Below are 26,022 nucleotides of genomic sequence, written 5' to 3' on the forward strand. Positions count from 1 at the left end.
TATCCAAAAATTCACATTTAATAATTAAATGCAATTATAGTCTATTTTATGAATCTCAACATATCATTTTTTCGTATTACTCTAAATTACAAAGCTGGTAATATCATATAAAAAACAAAAAAAACTACTCTTAAAATATTGTTCTTCAAACAAGTCTGACATTAAGAATATTTCTTCTTCTTTTATAATATTGACTTATACTAATAAATTAGGTTTCTTTTCCTATTTTTACCCCGCAAATATAACAATAGTTTACCCTTAACGGTTAATTAAACTCACTAAATCCATAATTAAATGATTCCTGTAACCAAAACTTTTTTACCTCCACAAGAAGAATACAATTCTTATATAAAACGTGCGTGGGATAAAGCTTGGCTCACAAACCGTGGTGAACTGACATTAGAATTAGAACAAAAACTTAAAGATTATCTTAGTGTTTCTAACCTAACAATTACTAATAACGGTACAATCCCGATACAAATTGCATTAAAATTATTTGGCAAAGGAGGCGAAATAATAACAACTCCTTTTTCATATGTTGCCACTTCGGCTGCAATTGTGTGGGAAAATTGCAAACCTGTTTTTGTAGACATTCATCCTGAGTATCTAACTATAGATGAAACCAAAATCGAAGCCGCAATAACTCCAAGAACTACGGCAATATTAGCCACTCATGTCTTCGGAAATCCATGTCACGTAACTGCTATAGAATCTATTGCAAAAAAACATAACCTTAAGGTTATTTATGATGCTGCACATTGTTTTGGCGTTAAATACAACAACCAATCTCTCTTTAATTTTGGAGATGTAAGCACTTGTAGTTTTCATGCAACAAAATTATTTCACACAGGAGAAGGTGGAGCGATGTTCTGTAATGACAAAGAAATACATCATCAATTATTTTACAGTCATAATTTTGGTCATAATGGACCTCTTGCTTTTCATGGCCTTGGGATTAATGCTAAAATTTCTGAATTACAATCGGCTATGGGATTAGCGATTTTCCCATATATGGAACACATTATTACCGAAAGAAAAAAAGTAACTGATTTTTATAATGAAAATCTAAATTTCAGCAACTTAAAAAGCATAAAAATTAGAGAAAACACAGAATGGAACCATAGTTATTATCCTTTACTTTTTGATTCTGAAACAACATTATTGAGAGTTCAGGAAGAATTACAAAAAGAAAATATAGTTCCTAGACGTTATTTTTACCCATCGCTAAACACCATTGATTACACAAAAGGCGATGCAATGCCAATATCTGAATCTATTGCATCAAGAATAGTTTGTTTACCACTTTACGTAGGACTTACTCCTGAAGATTTAGAAAAAATTGTTCAAATTATAAACAAAGAAATATCATAGTATCAGTTATACGCTGCTATCATGAAAATTTATCTCTCATTTAATATCCAAACTTTATGAGTCAAGACATAAACACCGAAATTCTCAACGCATACGAAGTCATTAAAAATGGCGGAATTATACTTTACCCAACCGATACTGTTTGGGGAATTGGCTGTGACGCAACAAATCCTGAAGCTGTTGCTAAAATATATAAACTAAAACAAAGAGCCGAAACTCAAAGCATGATTTGCCTAATGAATGGCGAAAAAATGATGTATAATGTATTTAAAGATATTCCTGAAGTAGCTTGGCAAATTATGGATTTGTCTGAAAAACCAACAACGATTATCTTAGACAAACCCCGAAATGTAGCTCCAAATATTATTGCTCCAGATAATTCTCTAGGGATTAGAATAGTAAAAGAGCCTTTTTGTTTTAAGCTTTTAGAGCGAATGAAAAAGCCTCTAGTATCAACTTCAGCTAATATTTCTGGACAACCTACTCCAATTGCTTTCAAAGACATTAATCCTGAAATCATTAAGGGAGTTGATTATGTAGTAAACCTATATCACGATAAAGTAGCAGGAAAACCATCTACAATTATAAAACTTACAAGTGATTCTCAAGTAAAAGTAATCCGTAAGTAATTTAGAACTAATTGATAATTAACAATTGTTAATTATCAATTAGTTTCAAACTTTCTATTAACCAATCGATATCTTCCTTGGTATTATAATGACTTAAAGAGATTCGCAAATTTGGAAGTTTTAAATCAGCTTCCGAAAGCATTTCTTTTAAAACATGTGATGGTCTAATACTTCCAGACTGACAAGCACTTCCTCTAGAAACAGCAATTCCTTTCATATCCAGATTAAACAACAACATCGATGTTTTATCTGCCGAAAAAGACAATATTACATTCAGGATTGTATAGAAATCATCTTTTGTTCCGTTAATTCTAAAACCTGGCAACTCTTTCTCTAATTGAGCAATTAAATAGGTTTTTAAATCTAAAATATATTCTTTTTCAACCTCTAAGTTTTCATATGAAAGTGTCAAAGCTTTAGCCATACCTGCAATCTGATGTACAGCTTCAGTTCCTGCTCGCAAGCCTTTTTCTTGCTCTCCACCAAAAAGTAATGGTTGTAATCCCGAATTTTTTCGAACAAAAGCAAAACCAATTCCTTTTGGTCCATGAAATTTATGAGCGCTTGCAACAATAAAATCTAGCAAATTACTTTGTAAATCAATTTTTGCCTTACCTACAGATTGCACCGTATCCGAATGAAATAGCACATCGTATTGCTTACATATAACACTTACTCTTTCTAGGTCTAAAACAGTCCCAGTTTCGTTATTAACGTGCATTAAACTCACCAATGTTTTTTTCTCATCTGAAAGTAAATTTGACAAATGAGTTAAATCTATAGAACCATCAGAATTAATATTTACATAATCAACCTGAATATTATATTCTGATTCTAATACCAAAACAGTATGCAAAACGGCATGATGCTCGATTTTGGTAGTAATAATACGTTCAACTTTTAAATCCTTTACAGCCGAACGAAGTATCCAATTATTAGCTTCGGTACCACCAGAGGTAAAAATAATCTCTTGTGCCGAACAATTAAATTGTTTAGCTATACTTTTTCTTGAAAGTTCTAAAATTGTCTTAGCATTACGTCCAGAACTGTGTGGCGATGATGCATTTCCATAATCTTCTGTCATTACTTTTGTCATTTCCTGAATGACTTCTGGACGTATGGCAGTTGTAGAGGCGTTATCGAGGTATACTTTTTTCATTGTGGCAAAGTTATGAAATATCAATTGTCTATTCTTAAATATCAATTATCAATTTTTTCACTATTTTTGACCCAAATAAAAACATAATGAAAAAAATTGCAAGCATACTATTATTTGCCTTTCTATTAAACGGTTGTGACGATGGAGATTTATCGGTTGATCTCATTAATTTTGAAGATACTAAAACATTAAATTGTCCTACTGATGATACAGTTCTAAGCTCTCTACTTTTTAAACTAAAAGAGAAGGAATCATTATTACTCTACGTACCTAAAACCATTTTTGGAGGAGAGCCAAATATAGTACCAAAATTTTACGACATCAACCTTACCGATCATCGTGTTATTTATCGCGCCTATAATGGTAAAATTGAGGAAAATAATATTTGCGCTGTTATCCCGCCCGCAACTCCTAATGTAATTGAAGAATGGATAGCAACTTCAGGGTTAATTAGAGTTCTCACATCTCCTATTATAGTAACCAATGAAACCAATAATAGTACTCGTATAACAGGATACAACTATAACATCGTTTTCAATAATATTACATTTGATAAACCTAGTGGGCCTCAAACTTATCAAACATTTTCATTCGGAGATTATAATACTACTGTTACACCTGCTACTTTAGCACAACCTTTTCTTGCGTCAAACGCAGGACAATGCACTGAGTTAAAACAAGTATACAACTATAATGCTGGATCTAGTGAATCAATTACTATCGATAATATTGATCCTAGTTTAATAGTAAACGAAGTTACTCCTCCTGATGCTCCTAGAACTGGATTAATCAATGACACAACAAACAAAGTAATATATCGTACTTATAAAGGAGGTGTTTTAACAAAAGATTATTTCTGTAAAGCCATCCCTCCAACTAGTCCTTCAGTAACTCAAATTTGGGCAGGTATAAATGGTATTGCTGAACAAAGTGGTATTATAGAAGTTAAGACTACAGGTATAGGAAGCACAGGTTTTTTACATACAATAACACTTAAAAAAGTTTCTTTACAGAAAGGAACCAATGTGTTCAAACTAGGTGATGCTTTTGTCTTAGGCGAAATAACAACCAGTAAATAAAACAAAAAAAAAACAACATTCAAAAAATCCCTTTTTCGAATGTTGTCACCCATACTTAGCAAAAATATTTTCTTACAAAAACGTCTGTTTTTAAATTGAGTTTCAAACTGAAATTCTCTTTAAAAACAGACGTTTTTTTATGCTTAATACTAATTTATTTTATGCCTTAAAATATACTTTATTTAGCATTTTGTACAAAATAAACTTCAGTTGCTCCTAAGCCATATTTTTGATAATTGGCGTCCTGAAAATTGATTCCGTCATAACGTCCTAACAAAAAATCAAGTTCGGCTTTTAAAATCCCTTCGCCAACACCATGAATAAAAACAATTTTAGGAATACGATTTCTAATTGCAAATTCAATGTGTCGCTTTGCCGTTTCTGTCTGCAAAGTCAAAATATCATAGTTAGACATTCCGCGTTTATTTGGCACTAATTTTTCGATATGCAAATCAAATTCTGGGGCAGGAATTTCGCGTTTATCCTTGCGTTCTTTCACAAAACTCCTTGCTTTTGGCTCTTCTTTCTCTTTTGAAACCTCACTTATATCAATTCTTTTAATAGAATTCATTAAGTTACTGGAATCATGAATCTTAATTAACTCGTTGACAAAAAATGTCATCATAAATCCATCCTCAGTTTCTATAGTCACCTCGTTATTTTTAGTCGATAACACTACTCCATTTATAGCTTCGTCCAGAACCGAAACCTTGTCTCCTTTATTCAACATCTTCCTCTTCTTTATCTTGATTTTTACTTGGCGTTTTTGCACTTAACTGCATCATCCCTATCATAAAAATTACAATCGCAATAATTGTAATATAAATATTTTTATCCGCAGATGACTGTTCATATAATGCAATTAAAATTGCAATTATCATTATTGGGATTCTTAGTTTTTTCATTTTAATACGTTATCAGAATCCAAAAGTAATCAACTTTAAAATACGATCTAATTATTCTTGAAACGCATTCGAATATTTTTTGTAAAATTGTAAAAACCAAATCTCTTGAATCTAGAAAAATATATGTTGCCATGCTTAAGCAAAACACTCTTTGGGATAGAGTGTTTAGGATGCGGTTTCCAGCGCGCTTTATTCCTACTTTTTAAAAGTAATTTTAAAGCAGCTTTTGAGATGTATCCAGCGCTTTATACAAGCCTATTATTCTTAATAATTATTACTTTATATTTTTTTGATAAAAGTCGAAATTACAAAAAACCTCTTTGGATTTTTGGCATCACAAATAGCGTGATAATGATATTAGGTTATGCGTACAAACACTATAATTAATTCTTCACAAATCAGAATAATTATTTTTTTATCTGATTCAAAATATCATTAATCATTTCAATTTGTACTTTCTGAATTTCGATTAATTCTTGTTGTTGATGCAAAATTAAATGGTCTAATTTTTCATGCATCATTCTTATTTCTAATTCTGATTTTAGGTTAATCATATAATCCTTTTTAGCCCTGTCACGATCTTTTTCCTCCTGACGATTTTGGCTCATCATAATTACTGGAGCTTGCAAAGCGGCAACACATGACAAAATCAAATTAAGTAAAATAAACGGATAGGGATCAAAACCTTTATTTGTCAAAATATAAATATTAATGGAAATCCATAACATTATAAAAACTACAAACAGAATAATGAAAGTCCAACTTCCTCCAAAATCAGCAACTTTGTCTGCTATTTTTTGACCAAAACTTCTTGGCCCCATATCATCTTCAACAGCACTTACTAAAAGTTTTTCATCCGTTAAAGATCCAATTACATTCTTTTCAAGATTAGAAAGTACTCCAATCTCTTCAGATAAATAATTCGAAATATATTTTTCTCGAAATACATTTAATTCATGTATCGAAATATATCCTTCTCGGGTAAATAACGGATAAGCAGCAACAATTAATGCGAAAATTGGGCTCTGAATGGATTTTCCTGATACTTTTTCACTCTCAGGATAAGAAATATGTGAAAGTGTACTTTTAAACATTCCGTTTGTTTTCATTTTAATAATTTTATAAGCTAATTTACTCTTTTAATTCGCTTTATACTAACAACTTTAGCGCTGCTTAAAATTTTTTAATTATTGCAAACAGAATGTTAATGGATAAATTTCTTTAACCAATTACTACCTCTATTTACAAAAAACACATTACTTTTAACATTTCAAACTAACAATTCAATTTTACAATTGTGACAAAAAATATGATTATCCAAAATATAAATGCTTTAAAGAGCCACACTACTATAAACTACGGAATCAAAACTAAGACGGAAGATTTTACAGAGAAGCTATTTTATACTTTATTCGACTCTAATGCTCCTTTAGACAAAAGCATCAATGAACTTGAAAAATGCTTTAAAGAAATTGCGATAATAGCTTGCAAAAAATCAGAAAATTCCTGTGAATCGATTTGGGAACAGTTTCTAGAAAAACTACCTACTGTTTTGGAAAAATTAATTCAAGACGCAACATATATTTTAGAGAATGATCCTGCATCAAATAGCATCGAAGAAGTATACTTGGCTTATCCCGGTTTTTATGCTATTGCAATATATAGATTAAGTCACGAATTATATAAACTGGACTTATTACTGTTTTCAAGATTAATGAGTGAATATGCTCATCGAATTACCGGAACTGATATTCATGCAGGTGCAACAATTGCTTCTCCGTTTTTTATCGATCACGCAACAGGAATTGTAATAGGTGAAACGACGATTATAAAAAAACATGTGAAAATATACCAAGGTGTAACTTTAGGAGCATTAAGCATAGCCAAAGAAATGAAAAATGCAAAAAGACACCCTACTGTCGAAGAAAATGTTTGCATTTATGCTAATGCTACAATATTAGGAGGAGAAACCACTATTGGCAAAGACAGTATTATTGGCGGAAATGCGTGGATTACTAAATCTATCCCAGAAAAATCTATCGTAACCAATACCACCACAACCGAAGTTAAAGTAAAAGAAAAAAGATAATTATGAACACTCATACATTAGTAAACCTGATAGGAAATACTCCCTTGATGGAAACAGTGAATTTAGTCAAAAATAAAAACGTCAAACTTTTATTAAAGCTTGAAGGAAATAATCCTGGCGGCAGTGTAAAAGATAGAGCAGCATATAATATGATCTTTTCAGCTATGGAGAGAGGCGATATTAAAAAAGGCGATAAACTTATTGAACCTACAAGTGGTAATACCGGAATTGCACTTGCAATGATCGCACAATTAATGGGTATTGATATCGAATTGATACTTCCTGAGGATTCTACCAAAGAACGCGTACAAACTATGCGTGCTTATGGCGCTACAGTTATTTTAACGCCTGCTAGCGAAGGAATAATCGGCTCAAGAGATTATGCCGAAAGAAAAGTTGCCGAAGGTGGTTATATTATGCTAAATCAGTTTGCAAACGATGATAACTGGAAAGCACATTACAAAACCACTGGTCCAGAAATCTGGAATGATACCGATGGAAAAGTAACTCATTTTGTTTCGGCAATGGGAACCACTGGAACTATTATTGGCACATCAACTTATCTTAAAGAGAAGAATGCCAATATTCAAATTATTGGAGCACAACCAAGCGATGGTTCTCAAATTCCAGGAATAAGAAAATGGCCAATAGAATATTTACCAAAAATATTTGATGCTAAAAAAGTAGATACTATTGTAGATGTAAGCGAACAAGAAGCACGCGATATGACAAAAAGATTAGCGCTAGAAGAAGGTGTCTTTGCAGGAATGAGTAGCGGAGGCTCTGTAGCTGTAGCTCTAAAAATTGCTAACCAACTAGAATCTGGGGTAATTGTTGCTGTAATCTGTGATCGTGGTGATCGTTATCTATCTTCAGATTTATTTGATTGACAGAAAAGGTTCAAAGTTGCAAAGGTTCTGAGGTACTAAGGTTTTAAAAGCTTGCTACAAAAAAATCTTTGCAACTTTGTTTTCTTAGAACCTTAAAAAAAGATACAAAATTGCAAAGACTCTGGACTTGACACAAAAAAACTTTGAACCTTTGTTACTCAGAACCTTTGAACCTTAAAAACTAAGTTTCTCAGAATCATTATAAGAAAAGACAATTGTAAAAGTCGCTCCTTTATTTCTCCCAAGGCTCATTGCACTTAGTTTACCTCCATTCTTATCGATTATCTTTTTACATAAATACAATCCAATTCCTGTAGAAGTTTCATTGGCAGTTCCTAATTTACTCATTTTCGTAAATTTTTTAAACAACTCTTCGATTCGACTCTGGTCAAAACCAGTCCCATTATCCGAAACAGTAAAAACCAACTCCTCATTATCCTCAAAAATACGCAATAAGATTTCGCTTCCAGAATAAGAAAACTTTATGGCATTACTAATCAAGTTCACAAGAACCTGAATTAGCAACCCTTCATCTATTTTAAGTACAGCTTCATCAACTGTAATATCCGAAACCAACTTAATATTTTTTTGTGCCAAAAGCTGTGATACTTGTTCTCTTACAGCTGGAAGAATTGGCGCTATTTGAATTGTTTTGATTACCGAACTCGATTTAGCAATTTCATCTTGTTGTTTTAATAATTTAATGAAATTTTCGATATATCGAAACTGCAAATCTGTCGATTCACAAATTAATTCAGCCATATTTTTAACCGATTCTGACGGGTTCTCTTCTATAATAAGCTTTGCTAGTCCCTGAGGGTTTCCTGCAAAATTTCTTAAATCATGAGAAATCATATAAATCAAATCTTGCTTTTCATTTATAAAACTCTCCGCTTCATCAATAGATTCCTGAATATTACGCATTAGTAATCCTGCCTCATCCTCATATAGAGATGGCAAAACTGATAACTTTCGGGCTGTTCTGTAATTATCCAATGCTTTAGATGCAACAACAATTGGTTTTATTAATTGAGTTATTACCACCAATGTAACCAAAGTTGCAAATAAGGTCATGATTAAAGAAAAAATCAAAATAGAATTGGCCGAAATTGTATTGTTACCATAAAGGACAAAAAACAAAATTCCGATTAACGGAATATGAATGCCTATAAAAGCAACAAAAAGAAATTTAAACGCATAGCTTTTCTTCAAAAAACTAATCTTCGACAAGATGTGATACAACTTCATAAAAATAGTGTAAGTTCCTGATAAGCCATAGAATTTGGGGTTCTAGATTAAAACAAAGTTAACTTTTAAACACAAAATAAATGTTAAATAAAAGAAATTGATAAAATTTTTCCGAAATTAAATTTATAAAAGTTTACAAACCCTTATTTTTGCGCTATGGGAAGAAAAAATACAGACAAAGTTGTCTTTCATCAAATACAAGTCCTTGATGCTGGAGCAAAAGGCGTATCGGTAGCAAAAGCTCCCGACGGAAAAGTAATATTTATCCCGAACGTAGTTCCGGGAGATGTGGTAGATGTACAAACCTTTAAGAAACGCAAAGCGTATTATGAAGGAAAAGCCGTGAAATTTCATGAATTATCAGAACATCGCATAGAACCAATTTGCGAGCATTTTGGTGTTTGTGGAGGATGTAAATGGCAAAACATGAAGTACAGCCAACAGTTGTACTACAAGCAAAATGAGGTTAAAAATCACTTACAACGTATAGGAAAAATTGAACTTCCAGAATTTGAAAATATTTTAGGTTCAGAAAAACAGTTTTTTTACAGAAACAAAATGGAATTTTCATTTTCGAATAGCCGTTGGTTAACCGAAAAAGAAATTGATAGTACCGAAGATTTAGGGAATCGTAATGCATTAGGTTTTCATATTCCTAAAATGTGGGATAAAATTCTAGACATTAATAAATGTCATCTGCAAGAAGATCCATCAAATGCAATTAGAAACGAAATCAGAGCTTTTGCTAATGAACATAACTTAGCTTTTTTTAATCCAAGAGAACATTCTGGTTTATTAAGAACATTTATGATTCGTACTGCTTCAACTGGAGAGATCATGGTATTGATTCAGTTTTTTGAAGAAGATAAGGCTAACCGAGAATTACTTTTAGATCATCTTTATGATAAATTTCCAGAAATAACATCGCTACAATATGTTGTAAACGGAAAAGCTAACGATACAATTTACGATCAGGATGTAAAACTATATAAAGGTAGAAATTACATTCTGGAAGAAATGGAAGGTTTAAAATTTAGCATCAATGCAAAATCTTTTTACCAAACCAATTCTGATCAAGCATATGAGTTATACAAAATCACTCGTGATTTTGCAGGTCTTTCTGGTCACGAAACAGTTTATGACCTTTACACAGGGACTGGAACAATAGCACAGTTCGTATCTAAAAAAGCTAAAAAAGTAATTGGTGTAGAAAGTGTTCCAGAAGCAATTCTAGATGCTAAAGCAAATGCAGAACGCAATAATATTACCAATTGTGAGTTTTTTGTTGGAGACATGAAAGTTGTATTTAACGAAAGTTTTATTGCCACACATGGTAAACCAGATGTTATTATTACTGATCCACCTCGTGACGGAATGCATAAAGATGTAATTGAACAAATTATGAAAATTGCTCCAGAAAAGGTAGTTTATGTAAGCTGTAACTCGGCTACACAAGCACGTGATTTGGCATTAATGGACGAAAAATACAAAGTAACTCGCGTAAGACCAGTAGATATGTTCCCGCAGACACATCACGTAGAAAATGTTGTACTTTTGGAACTTCGCTAAGTTCTAGTTAACAAAAACGCGTGAAGCATAAATCACAAACAATAAATGAAAAAAATACTTTTTATAATAATCATAATTGCCTTCACTTTTTCAGGATGTGAGAAAGATGATATTTGTGATGCTAATACACCTACGACACCTCGATTGGTAATTTCTTTTTTTGACCGTGATAATACTACAGTTCCTAAAACCGTAAGAAACCTAAAAGTGATTGGCGAAGGGATGACTGAAGGTATTGTCTTTAATGAAAAGGCTCTTATCGAGGCAGACAAATACATCACTAATGGAAATACTATTTCTATACCGCTTAAAACAAATGCCGAAAGCACAACGTATCGTTTTATTTTAAATTACAATGATCCAAATACGGCTTTGATAAACGAAGATAGATTGAAATTTAATTATACTCATCAAAATATTTTTGTTTCAAGAGCATGTGGTTATAAAACCACTTTTGAATTAGATCGAAATATACCATTTGTTCGCACTGATTCTGATATTGCAGAAGGATTTTGGATGCAGGTTGTTAATGTAGAAAAGTTTAATATTGAATTAGAAAATGAGACACACATCAAAGTATATTTTTAGTTTTTGCCTTATGTTGTCTTTGTTTTTGGTTCAAGCCCAAGAAACACCTACAACCAAAACTACGCTAACAAACAAAACTGAAACAAAACCTGTAGTAAAGACTACTCCTAAAAAAGCAGCTACACAGGAAGCTAAAAAAGACAGCATTCCTGCAAAAACTGATCGTTATGGAGTACGTGTTGGTGTCGATTTATATAAATTAACTCGCAGCTTATATGATTCAGACTATAAAGGTGTAGAATTCGTAGGAGATTATCGATTATCCAAAAAATATTATCTGGCTGCCGAAATAGGTATCGAAGATAAAACTACCGATGATGACAGACTTAATTCAACAACAAATGGTACCTACATAAAAGCAGGATTTGATTACAATTTGTATGAAAACTGGCTTGATATGGAAAACATAATATCTGTCGGTTTGCGTTATGGTTTCAGTACATTTAGTCAAGAATTAAATACATATAAAATATACAATTCAGATAGATATTGGGGAGAACTTCCTCCTGAGGTTTCAGGTACAAAGTATAGCGGTTTATCTGCTAGTTGGCTAGAAGTAAATGCAGGAGTAAAAGTAAAAGTAATCAATAATATATTTGTAGGTTTCAGCGTGCAATTAAAAACATTGGTTACAAACAAAAAACCAGACAACTTCGATAATCTTTATATTCCTGGATTCAACCGAACATATAACGGTAATTTCGGAATTGGTTTCAACTATACTGTTTCTTACTTTATTCCTATTTATAAGAAAAAGGTAGTAATCCCAGAAATAGAGACCAAAAAATAATATAATCTTACAATTTGGTTATTCATATAACAATAACCAAATTGTAAAATATAAATAGGCACTACCCTATTTCTTTAATTCCTTTCATGAAAATCCATTTCATAAAAAGTTTCTCACCATCTTTAGTTTTAGCGGCTTGAAATTTTGGAGACAAAAGAGTTCCAATAACAAATGCTGTCATAGGAACCCAAAATCCTGTTAATCCTGAGTATTCAGCTACCAAAAATCGAGCTAATATAAATAATATAGCAAAACAGCCCAACTGATATAAAAAAGCTCTTACTTGTAATTTTGTCATTTGTTTATTTTTTTAAGGTTCAAAGACACAAAGGTTCAAAGGTACAAAGCAATTTAACAGTTCATTTTTTTAACTAAAACAAAACCTCTGTCCCTTTGAACCTTTGCTTCTCTGCAACTTCTATTCGTTAACCTGAAACTTAGTTCTCTTACTTCCTTCGTACATTTCGTATTTTACTAATCTGGCTTCTAAACTTGCGTTAAAAAGTTTGATTTTACGAGATGGTTTAAGCCCAACGTATTTCAAGGCTTCAAGATTAGCAGTAATAAACCAAGCATTAGTTGCTGGGTAATTTTTCTTTAATGTATCGCCAATGTTTTTATAGAATTCTTCCATATGAATATCTAAACGCTCATCATAAGGCGGATTAAATACCATGTGTAAAGTTCCTTGAGTTGTTTTTTCAGTATCAAAAAAGTTATTCTCTTCGATAGTGACATAATCCTCCAAGTTAGCATTCTTAATATTGTCTTTAGCTTTACTAACAGCACTTGGTGCTTTATCAAAACCTTTTATAGTATAATGAAACTCTTTAGTTTTTTTCATCAAACTGCTTACAATCTGATCAAATAAATCATTATCCCAATCGTTCCATTTTTCAAAAGCAAACTCTTTTCTGTTAATATTCGCTGGAATATTACATGCAATCATAGCCGCTTCAGCAAGAAAAGTTCCCGAACCACACATTGGGTCTAGAAAATGACCTTGACCTTCCCAACCAGACAGCAATAAAATACCTGCTGCCAATACTTCATTTATAGGAGCAATATTTGTTGCCGTTCTATATCCACGTTGGTGTAATGAATTACCCGAAGTATCCAAAGCAACCGAAACCTGATCTTTATCGATATGTACATTAATCCTTAAATCCGGATGTGCTTTATCAATACTTGGTCTTTGTCCGGTACGTTCTCTAAATTGATCTACAATAGCATCTTTACACTTTTGAGAAACAAATTCAGAGTGATTAAAATGTTCTGAATGCACAGTTGCATCAATCACAAAAGTCTGATTAGCGTTTATAAGCTTAGACCAGTTTACCCCCGAAATACCTTTATATAAAGCTTGTTCATTATTTGCTCTAAAAAAGTAAATTGGTTTTAGCACCTTCAATGCTGTACGCAACGATAAGTTGGCTTTGTACATAAACCCTTTGTCCCCCTTAAAACTTACCATTCTCACACCTTGTTCAACATCTTGTGCTCCTAGCAATTGTAGTTCTTTTGCTAAAATTTCTTCAAAGCCAAAAAAGGTTTTGGCCACCATTTTAAAATTATCTTCCATTTTTATATTTAAATTAAAACAGATTTATTTAAACTAAAATCAATCTGTAATAAAAAATTTTCGAATTTACACAGCGACATTGTTAGTCTATCACTTGCAAAATAGTTATTTTTCAGCAAAAATACACTAAATTTGCGGGACTTGAATTAATTGAAAAAGAATAAATGTCTGAAGCACATAACCCATCTACCCCAAATACAAGCCAACCGTCCGAAAACTGGTTCACTTCTTGGTTCGACACACCCTATTATCATATACTATATAAAGACAGAAATTATAGAGAAGCGCAAATTTTCATGGATAATCTTACACATTATCTTAATCTTCCAGAAAAAGCCAATGTACTTGATTTAGCTTGCGGAAAAGGACGCCATTCTATTTATTTAAATCAACTAGGATTTAATGTTCTAGGAGCCGATTTATCCGAAAACAGTATTGCCGAAGCTAGCAAGAATAGCAATGAAACTTTGCATTTTAAAGTGCATGATATGCGCGAACCATTCGAAGAAAAATTTGATGCTATTTTTAATTTGTTTACCAGTTTTGGTTATTTCGAAAGTGACGACGATAATCTTACCACGCTAAAAGCAATAAAAGCAAGTTTAAGCGAGTATGGTTTTGCTGTAATCGATTTTATGAACGTAACACAAGTAATCGAAACACTAGTTCCCGAAGAAGTAAAAACTGTCGACGATATTGATTTCCATATCAAACGATACGTAGAGGACGGACATATCTTTAAAGAAATAGATTTTGAAGACCAAGGACGTAAATTTCATTTTACCGAAAAAGTAAAAGCCCTAACATTAAAAGATTTCGAAGACTTAATGGAACAAGCAGGTATTTTCCTTTTGGATACATTTGGTGATTATAAACTAAAGAAATTCCATAAAACTGATAGCGAACGATTAATCATGATTTTTAAATAGGTTCAATCGTTTAACTGTTAATTTGTTTAATCGATTAAGCAAAGTAACAAAATCGACAAAACGATTAAACAAAAAACCGATTAAACAAAAAGATGAATTATCTATTACCCCTACTTTCTGTATTACTAGGATATATTGTTGCATTGGTACTTAAACCAAAAGACAAAACCAATCTTAAACTTTTATTGGCTTTTAGCGGATCATTCCTGCTATCACTTACAGTAATGCATCTGTTGCCAGAAGTTTACGAATCCCACAACCACAATATTGGGTTATTTATAATGCTCGGAATTTTATTCCAAATCATACTTGAGTTTTTCTCTAAAGGAGCCGAGCACGGACATGTACATGGTCATGCCAAAATGCATCAAATTCCGTGGTTGCTCTTTATAAGTTTATGTATTCATGCTTTCCTAGAAGGATTTCCTGTGAGTCATCACCACGATATCGTCATAGGAATTGCCATACATCACTTGCCTATTGCAATTATTTTGACCACTTTTTTCGTCAATGCCGAGCTTAACAAAAAAGCCATTTTCGCATTTATGATAACCTTTGCAATCATGACACCACTAGGAACTATTGCATCGGAATATTTACCATTTTTAAACGATTATTACACCGAAATCACAGCCGTAGTAATCGGGATATTATTCCATATTTCATCAACAATAATCTTTGAAAGTAGCGAAGGACACAAATTTAATATTGCCAAAATTTCGATGATTATATTCGGAATCGCTTTGGCATATTTTATATAGTTTGGGCGTGACCACATTTACAAAAGGCGCTATTTAGCAAACCGCTTATATGCGCCTTCTGTAAATACGGTCGGGCTATCCGCACTACTTCGGTAGTTAGCTCCTATCCCTCACGCAAAAACAATAACTTATCGTTTTCAAAAAACATCTAACAGTTCCGAAGTCCAATGTTATTAAGTTAAGCTTATTAGAAAGCAACATTAATCTTGTAAAGATGTAAAACGCAAAGCTTAAACACAATCTTGTCATTTCGACGAAGGAGAAATCTTCGTGAGCAACTCTACAAAGCTAGGACTCTCGTTGCGGAGTTTCTTGTGGAGATTTCTCCTTCGTCGAAATGACAAACAGTGTGGATAATTGATGTTTATAAAAAATTCACGCCTTTGCGATAAATTTATTCAATACACTATTATAGATTTTCCCTTAATTTAATAACATTACCCGAAACCCCTGGATTAAAACATGTTAGAACACTCTACTGTAATTATCTAATTATCTAATTGACAAATTATCTAATTAGCTCTCTTCTTCTCATCTTCATTTCCAAAATCACGTTGATTAACATTAATCTTTTTGTTTCCGAAATTATAAACTACAGATAAACGAGCAAATCGGTTGCTTTCATTTTGGCTATAAACTTGTTTTACACCATTTACAATCGAAACATCATCTTTTAAATAAGATGTATTAAAAATATCATTTACCAAAAAGGCAATCTGCATTGTTTTGTTTAACAAATCTTGTTTAAAACCAATATTCAGACTAGACGTATACCCAGTTTCATATAAACCGCTTTTGTAAGGCGAAGTATAGCTAAAATCTATTTGCAATTTAGTCGCTTTGCTCAATGAAAATGTATTATTTGTCGAAAAATCGACTTCAAGACTATTTGCTGGTGTTGCATTGATATCTTTAGTAAATTTAATTTTTGATCCTAAAAAATACAAAGAGTTCTCACTCTGCCACCAATCTGTAAAACTAGCCGAATACGTTTCTCCAACTCCATAATTAATACCTTTAAAATAATTCTCTCTCGATACAACTTGAGTCAATGTTTCAGGGTTTGCAGTAAATATCACACCATAACCATCCGTAATCGCATTTAAGAAAACACTAGTTCGCAATATTTTTTTATACGAATGAGAAAATTCAAAATTATCACTAAAAGAAGGTTTTAAAAACGGATTCCCTTCAGAATAACTATTACTACTAATATAAACTCGAAACGGATTCAATAAAGAAAAACTCGGCCTACGGATTCTCCTTCCGTAGTTTAAACTAAAACTGTTGTTTTCATTTTTATTATAAGAAGCATAAAACGTTGGAAATAACTTAAGATAATTGTTTATCGTTTCCTGATTTAGGTTTTCCGAAAAACCATTTGTTTGCGTATTTTCTAATCGCAATCCTGCTTGAAAATTCCATTTTTCATTGATTTTTTTGTCAGCACTAATATAAACTGCCTGGTTATTTTCGGTGTATTTAAATTGGTTTGTTTGGTTTATATCTAATTCTGGAGTTCCAGTAATCGTATTAAAGAAAATAACATCGCTATTACTTTTTGTAAAACTTACTTTCACCCCATAAGATAAATTTAACGCTTGAAGCGGATGTTCCATATCTGCCTTGAAGCTTAAATTATCAATATCCTGATTCGAAAGATTACGTCCTGATTGATCTACATCGATAAAGGTTCCATTTGATGAATAATTGTTTGCTATAAAATCTCTATCAAATTTTGAATTATAATCGAAGTAATCAACATCAAATGATAATTTTCTGTTGAGAGAATCCAGTTTTGTAATCAAATGTAAATTATAAGTTTGATTGCCGGATTTCCTGTCTAAAAAGCTCTCATTGATTATATAACTATCCAATACATTTTGAGCATTATATTTATTAATTCTAATATCCGAGTCAAAATCCGGATTGCTTTTATCTTTTAAAAATTGAAAACCAATGGTTGTTTTTTCTGAAAAATCATAATCTAAAGCTAACTTTCCAGATACATTTTCCTCATTTAATTTTGTTATCACATCCATTTTCGTAGGCCCTTCTACGAAATACATATCCAGAGTTTCATTAATATTTTTATAACCAGTTTTTCCATTAACACTAGCCGAAAACCTAAACTTATTTTTATTATAAAAGAAATTATTCCTTAAAGTATAAATTCCGTATTTATTTTGATCATAAGATGCTGTTGTTGTGTTTTTCCATGAATCACGAGCACCTTTTTTCATAACAATATTAATCAATCCCCCAGTACCTTCCGCCTCATATTTTGACGAAGGATTACTTATAATTTCGATATTCTTAATATCACTTGCCGAGATAGATTTCAAGAAATCGTTTAATTCTTCGCCAGTTAATTCAATCATCCTTCCGTCAATCATCACACGAGAAACTCCCTTTCCTAATATATTAATAACATCATTTTGTACCGCAACTCCTGGTGCAGTATTTATAGCACTCAAAGCATCGCCAGCAACGTTTGTTACATTATTTTCAAGATTATAGACTAAACGATCTGTTTTTTGCTCAATCGTATTTTTTCTGGATTGAATGACAACTTCTCCCAAATTTGTTACATTTTCCCTTAAGATAATCAAACCCAAATTGGTATCTTTTTCTATCGTAATATCTTTCTCAAATTCCGAATATCCTTGTGAACTAATTTTTACTTTATAGAATCCTTTATTCAAAATCAATTCAAAGCTACCATCTTCTTTTGTGGTTGCTCCATTTATAATTTTTCCGTCTTGATTTAAGATTACAACATCTGTCCAGGCTACTGCTGTTTTTTCATCGGCAATTTTTCCATTTAATTTAAAGGATGTTTGTGCTAAACAAAAGAGAGGCAATAGCATAAAAATAAAGAGGCATACTTTTTTCATAATTTCTAATTTTAAATTGGTTCTGTTAATTTGAAGCAAAGTTGCCTTAGAAATTTCCGATATGCGACCGACAAAAAAAGTCGAACCAATTTCTTTTTAGGAAATCAGTTCGACTTTATTAAGCATGAAGTACGACTTTTTACAAACCGCTAATTACGAAGCGTTTCGGTAAGCCGTAGGTGTAAGATTAGTATATTTTTTAAAAGAAGTATTAAACGAAGATTTTGAATTAAAACCTACTTCGTATAGAATTTCTAAAACTGTTAAATCCCTTTTTAAAGGATTTTTCAAAATACTCATAGCTTTTTGGATGCGATATTCGTTTACAAAATCAAAAAAATGCTGATCCATATGATGATTAATCAAAACCGATAAATCCCGAACAGGAATATCAATTTGATTGGAGAGTTCCTGAATCGTGAGCGACGGATGAAGAAAAGGTTCTTTTTCAGTCATATATTGTTTCAATGTCGAAATTTGAGCCGTAATCACTTCGTTTTTATTCTCTTTTATTTCGATCGTATTTTCATTTTCCTCAGGAACAATGTCTCTTGCTAATTGCAATTTAGAATCAATTCCTCTAAAAAGTTCGGGATAATTTAAAGCCTTTAAGACAAACCAGCAGGTTACTACTAAAGCCAGAAATTGCATTACTACATTTGCCCAAATCCACAGTAAATTAAAATCGGTATATCTTATAAAATTCTTAGCTATTGATAAATAATACAAAATAAAGAGTACAATTGATATTTGAAATAACCATTTAAAAATAGAAGTTTTAGGATTGGTATAATTTTCCTGATATATTTCTCTATACTTTTTTAAAACCCAAAATACACCAATACTATACAATACGATTTGCATACCTAACATTAACTGGAAACCGTAAAATTCAGGCATTTCACTACGATGATTATAAAACTGCATTTTATCTACATCATTTAAAAAGTAAATCCTGAGTATGAAAACAGCATTTATGATTATAAATGGAATTGCATGAATTAGATACTTGGTTTTTAATCGAAAATCAGTGAAGCAAACTGATACTATATACAGATAAAAAGCAGGAAGTATCAAAGCACAACTAGCCCATCTGAAAAATTCTAAATTAAGATGGTCTTTAACGAAAGCTTCATTAATAAAAATTCCAGAATTATCAATTGCAAAAAGCAGTAAGTATGCCACAAACAGTCGGTTTGCTGATTTATTTTGGGTTTTCACAGTGAGTAAAAAGAATGCCAGCAATAGTGAAACAAAAACTGACATCCAGCCCATAACACCCAAAAAGCTATCTATATTCATTTATTTTTTTGATTATTTAACAAATATAATATTTTAGTTCTTTTAATGAGATTTCAGAAAGCAATCGTTGCATAAAAATTAAAAGAGAAAAAGTTTTTTTTATCTTTTAATTCTTACGTTCTAAATTTCGAAATCGCGAGAAAAAAGATTAATTTTGGGCAAGATATTATACAAAAAATGACCTTCACAAAAACTACAGAACAGTCCTCTAAATATGAACATCTGGAAAATATGAGTGTTCATGACTTAATGATTAATATAAATCAGGAAGACAAAACAGTTCCATATGCCGTAGAAAAAGCAATTCCACAAATAGAAGCTTTGGTGGATCAAATCGTAGCCAAACTAAAACTTGGTGGACGTTTATTTTATATAGGTGCAGGAACATCTGGTCGTTTAGGAATCTTAGATGCGTCCGAGTGCCCTCCTACTTTTGGCGTTCCAGCATTTTTAGTAAACGGAATCATTGCCGGAGGAGATAAAGCCATTCGTCAAGCGGTAGAAAATGCCGAAGATAATCCCAAACAAGCCTGGATAGATTTGCAAGCGCATAATATCTCCGAAAATGATGTTGTGATAGGAATTGCTGCTTCGGGAACAACACCTTATGTAATTGGTGGTTTAGAGGTTTGCAATAAAAACAACATAATCACAGGTTGCATAACCTGTAATGCTGAAAGTCCGCTTTCGCAAACAGCCCAATATCCTATAGAAGTAGTTGTAGGTCCTGAATTTGTTACAGGAAGCTCCCGAATGAAAGCTGGAACTGCACAAAAATTAGTTCTTAACATGATTTCGACAGCAACCATGATAAAACTAGGAAAAGTAAAAGGCAACAAAATGGTGGATATGCAATTAAGCAACAGCAAATTAATTGATCGTGGAGTAAAAATGATTATGGGAGAAATTCCTGTTACATACGAGCAAGCATCTGATTTATTACACAAATATGGAAGTGTAAGAAATGCTGTAGATAATTTTCAGTCACAGTAATTCAGTCACAGTTACTGGTACTAGTCTCAATAAAAATGTTGTAAGGATATACTATCTGTCATGCAACAACAAATAGAAGCTTTTTAGTTCTCGTAACTTTAAACTTCAAACCTTAAACTTTTAAGAATAAAAAATATGGGAACAAATAAAGAGTTAATAGGAAAAGGAATTAAATACTTATCGGGTTCTTTGCCCCTATTATTTATTGGCCCTGCAGTAATTTACAATGCGTTTATGAACAAACAAAACGTTTGGCATTACTTAGTTCTAGCTATTGGCATAATTGCCTGTTTAGCGGGAATGTTTTTAATCTTTTATGGTTTAAAAACAATCATGAGAGGTCTCTTTAACGACTAATTTGTATCTTTACTAAAATTGCTAATTATGGATATTCAAGCCGAAATAAATTGGATTCATCAAGAAATTGATAAAGTAAAAGACCCAACTTTTGTTGAAAAACTAAAAAGTCTTTTACAATCTATCAATAACCAAACTCTTGATTCTGATGCAGCTTATAATATAGACATAGAAAATGCAATGGAAGATATAAAAAAGGGTGACTTTTATTCTGAAAAGGAAGCCAAAGAAATAGCAAAAAAATGGGGTCGAAAATAATTTGGTCCAACAGTACTTTAAAACAATTAGAAAATATTCATTTTTATATTTTTTTCGAAAGTAAGTCAATCCATATTGCTGATAAAGTAGTAAGTGATATATTTGAAAGCACTGAAATACTAAAAATGCAACCTGAAATTTTTAAACTTGACAAACAAAAAACTAATAATGATGGTAGTTTTAGAGTTTATAGCATTTATAATTATAGCATTTCATACCGAATCATCAATCGTACAATCCAAATTCTTCGAGTAAGACATAATGCCCGAAAATCCAAAAAACATTCATGGAAAGTCTAATTCATATTCAAAAAACATTCGATAAGGTTATCTACATTGATAAAAAAATAAACAACCGCGAATTTGAGGATTGTGTATTTAAAAATTGTGATTTCTCTAATAGTAATTTTGCTTACAATACCTTTTTAGATTGCGAATTTATCGATTGCAATTTATCTATGACCAGCCTAAAAGGTACAAGTTTAAAAAATGTAACATTTAAGAACTGTAAATTGCTCGGAATTGCATTTAATGAATGTGAAGATTTCTTATTCCAGGTATATTTTGAAGAATCGGTTTTGGACTATGCCTTATTTTCTAATAAAAAAATGCCGAAAACTAAATTTGTAAATTGCTCTATGAAAGAAACTACTTTTATAGGAACTAATTTAACCAGTTCTGTTTTTGATAACTGCAATCTGGAAGGAGCAATTTTTAACGAAACACAATTGGCTGGTGTTAATTTTAAAACAGCATATAATTTTAAAATTGATCCGGAATTTAATCCCATGAAAAAAGCTCAATTCTCGACCGAGGGAATTTTAGGTCTTTTAGATAAATATGACATTAAAATTGTATAATTATGAATGCAACCGAAGCGTATTTAGAAAGTGTAAAAAAACAATTTTTATATTATAAAACACTGGGCGAAAAAGCAATCGCTCAACTCAATCCAGAACAACTTCTTGTTACAATAAATGAGGATACAAATAGTATAGCAACGATTGTAAAACATCTTTCGGGCAACATGCTTTCTCGTTGGACCGATTTCCTTACAACCGATGGCGAAAAAGAATGGCGCAATCGTGATGAAGAATTTGAAAATGATTTCCAATCTAAAGAAGAAATAATGACTGCTTGGGAAAAAGGTTGGAAATGTCTTTTTGATGCTATAAATGATTTACAAGCCAATCAACTTTCAGACATTATATATATCCGAAATGAAGGACATACGGTTATTGAAGCTGTCAACAGACAATTAGCACATTATCCTTATCATGTTGGTCAAATTGTATTTTATGCCAAACAATTAAAAAACAGCAGCTGGGAAAGCCTATCGATTCCAAGAAAAGAATCTAAAAATTACAATGCAGGAAAGTTTGCTAAAGAAAAAGAAATTAAGAACTTTACCGATGATGAGCTGAAACGGTTGAAATAGTTTTATTTTAAAATTACAATCAGGTCTCGAGCGAAGTGAACTGACGAAGTAAATAGCTTCAAATAAACAAATTATATATTATGAAAAAATTACTATTACTCCCTTTATTACTTATTGTTGCATCTTGTTATAATACGGAACACAATTGCAAGGATTTTAAAACTGGAAAATTCAAATTTGAATACGAAGTTGATGGAGTAAAAAAGACAACTATTTTTGAAAGAAAAGATGATATCGAAATCGAAACTTTTGAAGGAAAAACCGACACGGCAACAATTCGCTGGGTAAGTGATTGCGAATATGTTCTGGAAAAGAAACATCCAAAGAACAAAGCAGAAGAGAAAGCTATCGGAATGAAAATTTTGAGTACAACCAAAGATTCATATACTTTTGAGTTCGGAATGGTTGGTTCTACCCAAAAACAACGCGGAAAAGTTGTTCGAGTAGATTAAATTACATTTTTTATACTAATACCCCTTAATTAACACCTTTTTAAATGGAAGTATTCTTAAACCCTGACGCTTGGGTTGCCTTATTAACACTGACTTTTCTTGAAATTATTTTAGGAATTGACAATATCATTTTCATATCGATAGTAACAGGAAAATTACCTCCTGAAAGTCGTAAAAAAGCAACTAGAATTGGTTTGTTTTTAGCCATGTTCATGCGTATTGCTTTGCTAATGGGTATTTCGTACTTAATTGCTATGAAAGCAACAGTTTTTAGTATTAAATGGGGCTGGCTAAATGCTGATTTTACTGGACAAGCCTTGATTTTATTAGGTGGTGGATTATTCTTGATTTATAAAAGCACCAAAGAAATTAGCGAAAAAGTTGACCATAAAGGCGATGAAGAAAAAACATTAAAAGATGTTGCAAAACAATCCTTCTCGAATGTAATTGTACAAATTTTACTAATCGATTTAATCTTCTCTGTAGATTCTATTTTAACTGCAGTAGGAATGACAAATGGTGTTACCGGTGCTTTAACAATTATGATTACTGCCGTTGTTATTTCGGTAGCAGTTATGATGTTGTTTGCTGTTCCTGTTGGGAATTTTGTAAATGCAAACCCTTCTATTCAGATTTTAGGACTTGCTTTTTTAATCTTAATTGGATTTATGCTTATTACTGAAAGTATGCACTTATCTAATGCTTCTTTAATAGGAGAACATATCGGAGCCGTACCAAAAGGTTACTTGTACTTTGCTATATCATTCTCATTGGCAGTTGAGTTTATTAATATGAAGATGAGAAAGAGATCAAAATCATAACTGATTTAATTTATAACAAAAAAAGCGCTAAGATATCTTAGCGCTTTTTTTGTATTCATTTGTTTCCTAAAATTAATCCTCGATAAATAATCGATACGGGAATACATTTGATGATCTGTTTTTTAAATTCTTCATAAAACTCTCACACAAATAATCCCACTCGGTTATTGATAAATGCTCTTTTTCGGCTGCATTAATTTTTAGATAAATATCTACTGTTCGACTGAAACCTGCTTTTACAGAGATTTCTTTTCGTGTTCCTTTTTCTATTTTAACATCGGTAATGCAACTTTTAAAATGGTTAAAAGCGAATGCTTTTATATCTGCAAAAGTTACAATTCGTCCTCGTGTTAATAATGCATTACGATAAGCCAGAATACGGTCTTTATTATTCTGTTTATTCATTCCGCCAACCGTATTAGTAACTAATACCGCTTCTTTACTCACAAAAAACAAATCTTCTTTAGATTCTAAGACTGTACCTGCTTTAATATCATTTCCTTCTTCGGCACATGTCGACCAATAACTTATTATAAATGATTTCCCTACTGATTCATCAATCTTTGGTTTAATCATTAAATATGGGTCGTTATTTTTAGAAAAGCTACTTTCTTTCGCCTGTTGTTCTACCGAAGCCAATAGTTGATTAATTTCGACCAACGAACTATTCATGAAATCTTTTCCTAAACCCGAAAACGATGAACTCTCGTCTTTTAATAAGTCTAATACATTCTGAAGTAATTCAGAAGCCGTTCTGGAATCAAATCTAGAAACTCCACCTGTACGTAATACAGCATTTCCTTCTTCGATAACTCCGTCTTTAAACTCTTTTATTTCATAATGGTTATCAAATGGATCTACTACGGTATCTACATCAAGGTATATATTATTACCAGTATCTAAGGACACATAAGACAAGAAACCACCAAGTGTTTTATTTATGATATGTCGTCTTTTATTTATTACAGGAAAGCAGTTTGCTGTAAAAGATACATTGTCTATTATTTGAGGAATTAATGACTCTGGAAAAACCATTTTAATCCAAATAACAGAATTATCATTATTGTTTGTTACCTCATCAAAACATCTATACTCAGAGCCATAATCTCTTATGTTCTTATGTTTCAATGCACCTTTTAGCGTATAAAAATTATCAAAGTAAAATTCATTTACTTCTTGCATCAACTCGCTAAGATGAGTATAATTTCTGTTTATGATACTTTCGATATCTAGATTGTTTACAGGAACATTATATCCCTCCTCTACCTTAATTTCCTCATCATCATGAAAGCATTTCATTTGCTTTAAATAATAATGGAACATTTCTTTTTGGTGGGTGTTTTTAATATCTATAAACAACATTAAATCCTCTAGTTCTTCTATGCTAGTATTATTTAATTCTATTCCTAAAAACACTATTCCTGAAGGTAGTGAGTTTTTATAATCGCGAACTGAGTCTTTGTAAAAAAGATTTGAAACTTCGTATAGATTTCTTTCGTAAGCAATATACTTAACCTCACAAGAAGCTAATTTCACCTCTAATGTTGGCGAAAGCGTTATCTCTTTAGTAATTGGTGCTAACGGATTATAAATATTATGAATTCTTCTGCTTACCGACATTTGGTTTAGCAAAGAAACTTTCATGTTGTTATCTATAGGTAAAGCATGCATGATTGCCCTAGATGGTTTGGCTCCGGCGCTAACTTCTGGAAACATAATTTCAAGAACTCTTTCGACCACACGTGTTTTGGAATCCTCAAGTTCATGTGCAACTTTTTCTAACTCGTACGACAATGCATTTAACATCATTGATACCACAGGATCAAATGAAGTTTCCATTTCTACATCCGAAAAGCCCCATGATCTTGCTGCTCTTTTTAATACTCTGTCTTTTATTCGTTCTTGTCTCATTGTCT

General features: G+C 31.8%; 29 protein-coding genes. 19 read left to right on the forward strand and 10 right to left on the reverse strand.

Annotated elements, in window-relative coordinates; all coding sequences use genetic code 11:
* Positions 1-294: 294 nt before the first annotated feature.
* On the forward strand, positions 295-1,371 hold the full coding sequence (locus ACJ6WR_RS02815; protein ID WP_409416994.1) for a DegT/DnrJ/EryC1/StrS family aminotransferase: 1,077 nt from the start codon (positions 295-297) through the stop codon (positions 1,369-1,371).
* Between the two features lie 56 nt (positions 1,372-1,427).
* Positions 1,428-2,000 (forward strand): L-threonylcarbamoyladenylate synthase, encoded by a 573-nt coding sequence (locus ACJ6WR_RS02820; RefSeq protein WP_039115124.1) that lies wholly within the window; start codon positions 1,428-1,430, stop codon positions 1,998-2,000.
* Positions 2,001-2,028: 28 nt separating this feature from the next.
* Here ACJ6WR_RS02820 and ACJ6WR_RS02825 read toward each other — a convergent pair whose 3' ends face one another.
* Complete coding sequence (locus tag ACJ6WR_RS02825) at positions 2,029-3,159, reverse strand: cysteine desulfurase family protein (protein ID WP_409416995.1); 1,131 nt, start codon at positions 3,157-3,159, stop codon at positions 2,029-2,031.
* A gap of 86 nt (positions 3,160-3,245) precedes the next feature.
* Between ACJ6WR_RS02825 and ACJ6WR_RS02830 the strand changes: the two genes are divergently transcribed.
* Positions 3,246-4,238, forward strand: coding sequence for a hypothetical protein (locus tag ACJ6WR_RS02830; RefSeq protein WP_039115126.1), 993 nt, complete (start codon positions 3,246-3,248; stop codon positions 4,236-4,238).
* A 178-nt stretch (positions 4,239-4,416) separates the two neighbouring features.
* Here ACJ6WR_RS02830 and ACJ6WR_RS02835 read toward each other — a convergent pair whose 3' ends face one another.
* Together ACJ6WR_RS02835 and ACJ6WR_RS02840 are read right to left on the reverse strand one after the other, a co-directional pair.
* On the reverse strand, positions 4,417-4,968 hold the full coding sequence (locus ACJ6WR_RS02835) for a Smr/MutS family protein (RefSeq protein WP_039115128.1): 552 nt from the start codon (positions 4,966-4,968) through the stop codon (positions 4,417-4,419).
* On the reverse strand, positions 4,958-5,143 hold the full coding sequence (locus ACJ6WR_RS02840) for a hypothetical protein (RefSeq protein WP_039115131.1): 186 nt from the start codon (positions 5,141-5,143) through the stop codon (positions 4,958-4,960). Before ACJ6WR_RS02840 ends, ACJ6WR_RS02835 begins: the two co-directional genes overlap by 11 nt.
* 123 nt (positions 5,144-5,266) lie before the next feature.
* Between ACJ6WR_RS02840 and ACJ6WR_RS02845 the strand changes: the two genes are divergently transcribed.
* Positions 5,267-5,530, forward strand: coding sequence for a DUF2752 domain-containing protein (locus ACJ6WR_RS02845; RefSeq protein ID WP_240474764.1), 264 nt, complete (start codon positions 5,267-5,269; stop codon positions 5,528-5,530).
* Between the two features lie 20 nt (positions 5,531-5,550).
* Here the strand turns inward: ACJ6WR_RS02845 and ACJ6WR_RS02850 are convergent, their stop codons facing one another.
* Positions 5,551-6,252: a DUF1003 domain-containing protein gene (locus ACJ6WR_RS02850; RefSeq protein WP_039115134.1), complete on the reverse strand. Its 702-nt coding sequence runs from the start codon at positions 6,250-6,252 to the stop codon at positions 5,551-5,553.
* A gap of 188 nt (positions 6,253-6,440) precedes the next feature.
* On the opposite strand from ACJ6WR_RS02850, the gene epsC reads away from it, so the two are divergent.
* Both epsC and cysM read left to right on the forward strand, forming a co-directional pair.
* A complete protein-coding gene (epsC, locus tag ACJ6WR_RS02855) occupies positions 6,441-7,232 on the forward strand; it encodes a serine O-acetyltransferase EpsC (RefSeq protein ID WP_039115136.1) in 792 nt (263 codons plus the stop codon).
* Positions 7,233-7,234: 2 nt separating this feature from the next.
* Complete coding sequence (gene cysM, locus ACJ6WR_RS02860) at positions 7,235-8,122, forward strand: cysteine synthase CysM (RefSeq protein WP_039115137.1); 888 nt, start codon at positions 7,235-7,237, stop codon at positions 8,120-8,122.
* 174 nt (positions 8,123-8,296) lie between these two features.
* On the opposite strand, the gene ACJ6WR_RS02865 is transcribed toward cysM, so the two are convergent.
* Positions 8,297-9,334, reverse strand: coding sequence for a sensor histidine kinase (locus tag ACJ6WR_RS02865; protein WP_409416996.1), 1,038 nt, complete (start codon positions 9,332-9,334; stop codon positions 8,297-8,299).
* Between the two features lie 192 nt (positions 9,335-9,526).
* On the opposite strand from ACJ6WR_RS02865, the gene rlmD reads away from it, so the two are divergent.
* Genes rlmD through ACJ6WR_RS02880 form a run of 3 tightly spaced genes read left to right on the forward strand, consistent with a single transcriptional unit; the run spans position 9,527 to position 12,317 of the window.
* Positions 9,527-10,939, forward strand: coding sequence for a 23S rRNA (uracil(1939)-C(5))-methyltransferase RlmD (rlmD, locus tag ACJ6WR_RS02870; RefSeq protein ID WP_039115140.1), 1,413 nt, complete (start codon positions 9,527-9,529; stop codon positions 10,937-10,939).
* A 45-nt stretch (positions 10,940-10,984) separates the two neighbouring features.
* Positions 10,985-11,527 carry a DUF6452 family protein gene (locus tag ACJ6WR_RS02875; RefSeq protein ID WP_039115142.1) on the forward strand — a complete coding sequence of 181 codons (543 nt, stop codon included), beginning with the start codon at positions 10,985-10,987 and terminating at the stop codon, positions 11,525-11,527.
* Positions 11,499-12,317: a DUF6048 family protein gene (locus ACJ6WR_RS02880; protein ID WP_039115144.1), complete on the forward strand. Its 819-nt coding sequence runs from the start codon at positions 11,499-11,501 to the stop codon at positions 12,315-12,317. The genes ACJ6WR_RS02875 and ACJ6WR_RS02880 overlap by 29 nt, the downstream gene beginning before the upstream one ends.
* 61 nt (positions 12,318-12,378) lie before the next feature.
* Here the strand turns inward: ACJ6WR_RS02880 and ACJ6WR_RS02885 are convergent, their stop codons facing one another.
* Together ACJ6WR_RS02885 and ACJ6WR_RS02890 are read right to left on the reverse strand one after the other, a co-directional pair.
* Positions 12,379-12,615: a hypothetical protein gene (locus ACJ6WR_RS02885; RefSeq protein WP_039115145.1), complete on the reverse strand. Its 237-nt coding sequence runs from the start codon at positions 12,613-12,615 to the stop codon at positions 12,379-12,381.
* A gap of 120 nt (positions 12,616-12,735) precedes the next feature.
* On the reverse strand, positions 12,736-13,899 hold the full coding sequence (locus ACJ6WR_RS02890; RefSeq protein ID WP_039115146.1) for a class I SAM-dependent RNA methyltransferase: 1,164 nt from the start codon (positions 13,897-13,899) through the stop codon (positions 12,736-12,738).
* A gap of 164 nt (positions 13,900-14,063) precedes the next feature.
* Here ACJ6WR_RS02890 and ACJ6WR_RS02895 point away from each other — a divergent pair, with 164 nt between their 5' ends.
* Together ACJ6WR_RS02895 and ACJ6WR_RS02900 are read left to right on the forward strand one after the other, a co-directional pair.
* Entirely contained in the window at positions 14,064-14,828 is a 765-nt protein-coding gene (locus tag ACJ6WR_RS02895) for a class I SAM-dependent methyltransferase (protein WP_409416997.1), read from the forward strand.
* Between the two features lie 92 nt (positions 14,829-14,920).
* Complete coding sequence (locus ACJ6WR_RS02900; RefSeq protein ID WP_039115151.1) at positions 14,921-15,589, forward strand: ZIP family metal transporter; 669 nt, start codon at positions 14,921-14,923, stop codon at positions 15,587-15,589.
* 512 nt (positions 15,590-16,101) lie between these two features.
* On the opposite strand, the gene ACJ6WR_RS02905 is transcribed toward ACJ6WR_RS02900, so the two are convergent.
* Complete coding sequence (locus tag ACJ6WR_RS02905; RefSeq protein WP_409416998.1) at positions 16,102-18,486, reverse strand: TonB-dependent receptor domain-containing protein; 2,385 nt, start codon at positions 18,484-18,486, stop codon at positions 16,102-16,104.
* Positions 18,487-18,639: 153 nt separating this feature from the next.
* Positions 18,640-19,788 (reverse strand): helix-turn-helix domain-containing protein, encoded by a 1,149-nt coding sequence (locus ACJ6WR_RS02910; protein ID WP_409416999.1) that lies wholly within the window; start codon positions 19,786-19,788, stop codon positions 18,640-18,642.
* A gap of 177 nt (positions 19,789-19,965) precedes the next feature.
* Here ACJ6WR_RS02910 and murQ point away from each other — a divergent pair, with 177 nt between their 5' ends.
* From murQ to ACJ6WR_RS02950, 8 genes are all read left to right on the forward strand, one after another.
* Positions 19,966-20,781 (forward strand): N-acetylmuramic acid 6-phosphate etherase, encoded by an 816-nt coding sequence (murQ, locus tag ACJ6WR_RS02915; protein WP_039112717.1) that lies wholly within the window; start codon positions 19,966-19,968, stop codon positions 20,779-20,781.
* 135 nt (positions 20,782-20,916) lie between these two features.
* Positions 20,917-21,138 (forward strand): DUF6095 family protein, encoded by a 222-nt coding sequence (locus tag ACJ6WR_RS02920; protein ID WP_039112716.1) that lies wholly within the window; start codon positions 20,917-20,919, stop codon positions 21,136-21,138.
* A 27-nt stretch (positions 21,139-21,165) separates the two neighbouring features.
* Positions 21,166-21,396 (forward strand): hypothetical protein, encoded by a 231-nt coding sequence (locus tag ACJ6WR_RS02925; protein WP_323489149.1) that lies wholly within the window; start codon positions 21,166-21,168, stop codon positions 21,394-21,396.
* Positions 21,381-21,695: a type II toxin-antitoxin system RelE/ParE family toxin gene (locus tag ACJ6WR_RS02930; protein WP_409417000.1), complete on the forward strand. Its 315-nt coding sequence runs from the start codon at positions 21,381-21,383 to the stop codon at positions 21,693-21,695. The genes ACJ6WR_RS02925 and ACJ6WR_RS02930 overlap by 16 nt, the downstream gene beginning before the upstream one ends.
* On the forward strand, positions 21,683-22,255 hold the full coding sequence (locus tag ACJ6WR_RS02935; RefSeq protein WP_323489147.1) for a pentapeptide repeat-containing protein: 573 nt from the start codon (positions 21,683-21,685) through the stop codon (positions 22,253-22,255). The genes ACJ6WR_RS02930 and ACJ6WR_RS02935 overlap by 13 nt, the downstream gene beginning before the upstream one ends.
* 2 nt (positions 22,256-22,257) lie before the next feature.
* Positions 22,258-22,833, forward strand: coding sequence for a DUF1572 family protein (locus ACJ6WR_RS02940; protein WP_409417001.1), 576 nt, complete (start codon positions 22,258-22,260; stop codon positions 22,831-22,833).
* 80 nt (positions 22,834-22,913) lie between these two features.
* Complete coding sequence (locus ACJ6WR_RS02945; protein ID WP_039112713.1) at positions 22,914-23,285, forward strand: hypothetical protein; 372 nt, start codon at positions 22,914-22,916, stop codon at positions 23,283-23,285.
* A gap of 44 nt (positions 23,286-23,329) precedes the next feature.
* A complete protein-coding gene (locus ACJ6WR_RS02950) occupies positions 23,330-24,106 on the forward strand; it encodes a TerC family protein (protein ID WP_039112712.1) in 777 nt (258 codons plus the stop codon).
* A 72-nt stretch (positions 24,107-24,178) separates the two neighbouring features.
* Here ACJ6WR_RS02950 and ACJ6WR_RS02955 read toward each other — a convergent pair whose 3' ends face one another.
* Positions 24,179-26,017 (reverse strand): type VI secretion system baseplate subunit TssF, encoded by a 1,839-nt coding sequence (locus ACJ6WR_RS02955; RefSeq protein WP_409417002.1) that lies wholly within the window; start codon positions 26,015-26,017, stop codon positions 24,179-24,181.
* Positions 26,018-26,022: the final 5 nt, after the last annotated feature.

The organism is Flavobacterium sp. PS2, assembly GCF_046250155.1.
Lineage (GTDB): Bacteria > Bacteroidota > Bacteroidia > Flavobacteriales > Flavobacteriaceae > Flavobacterium.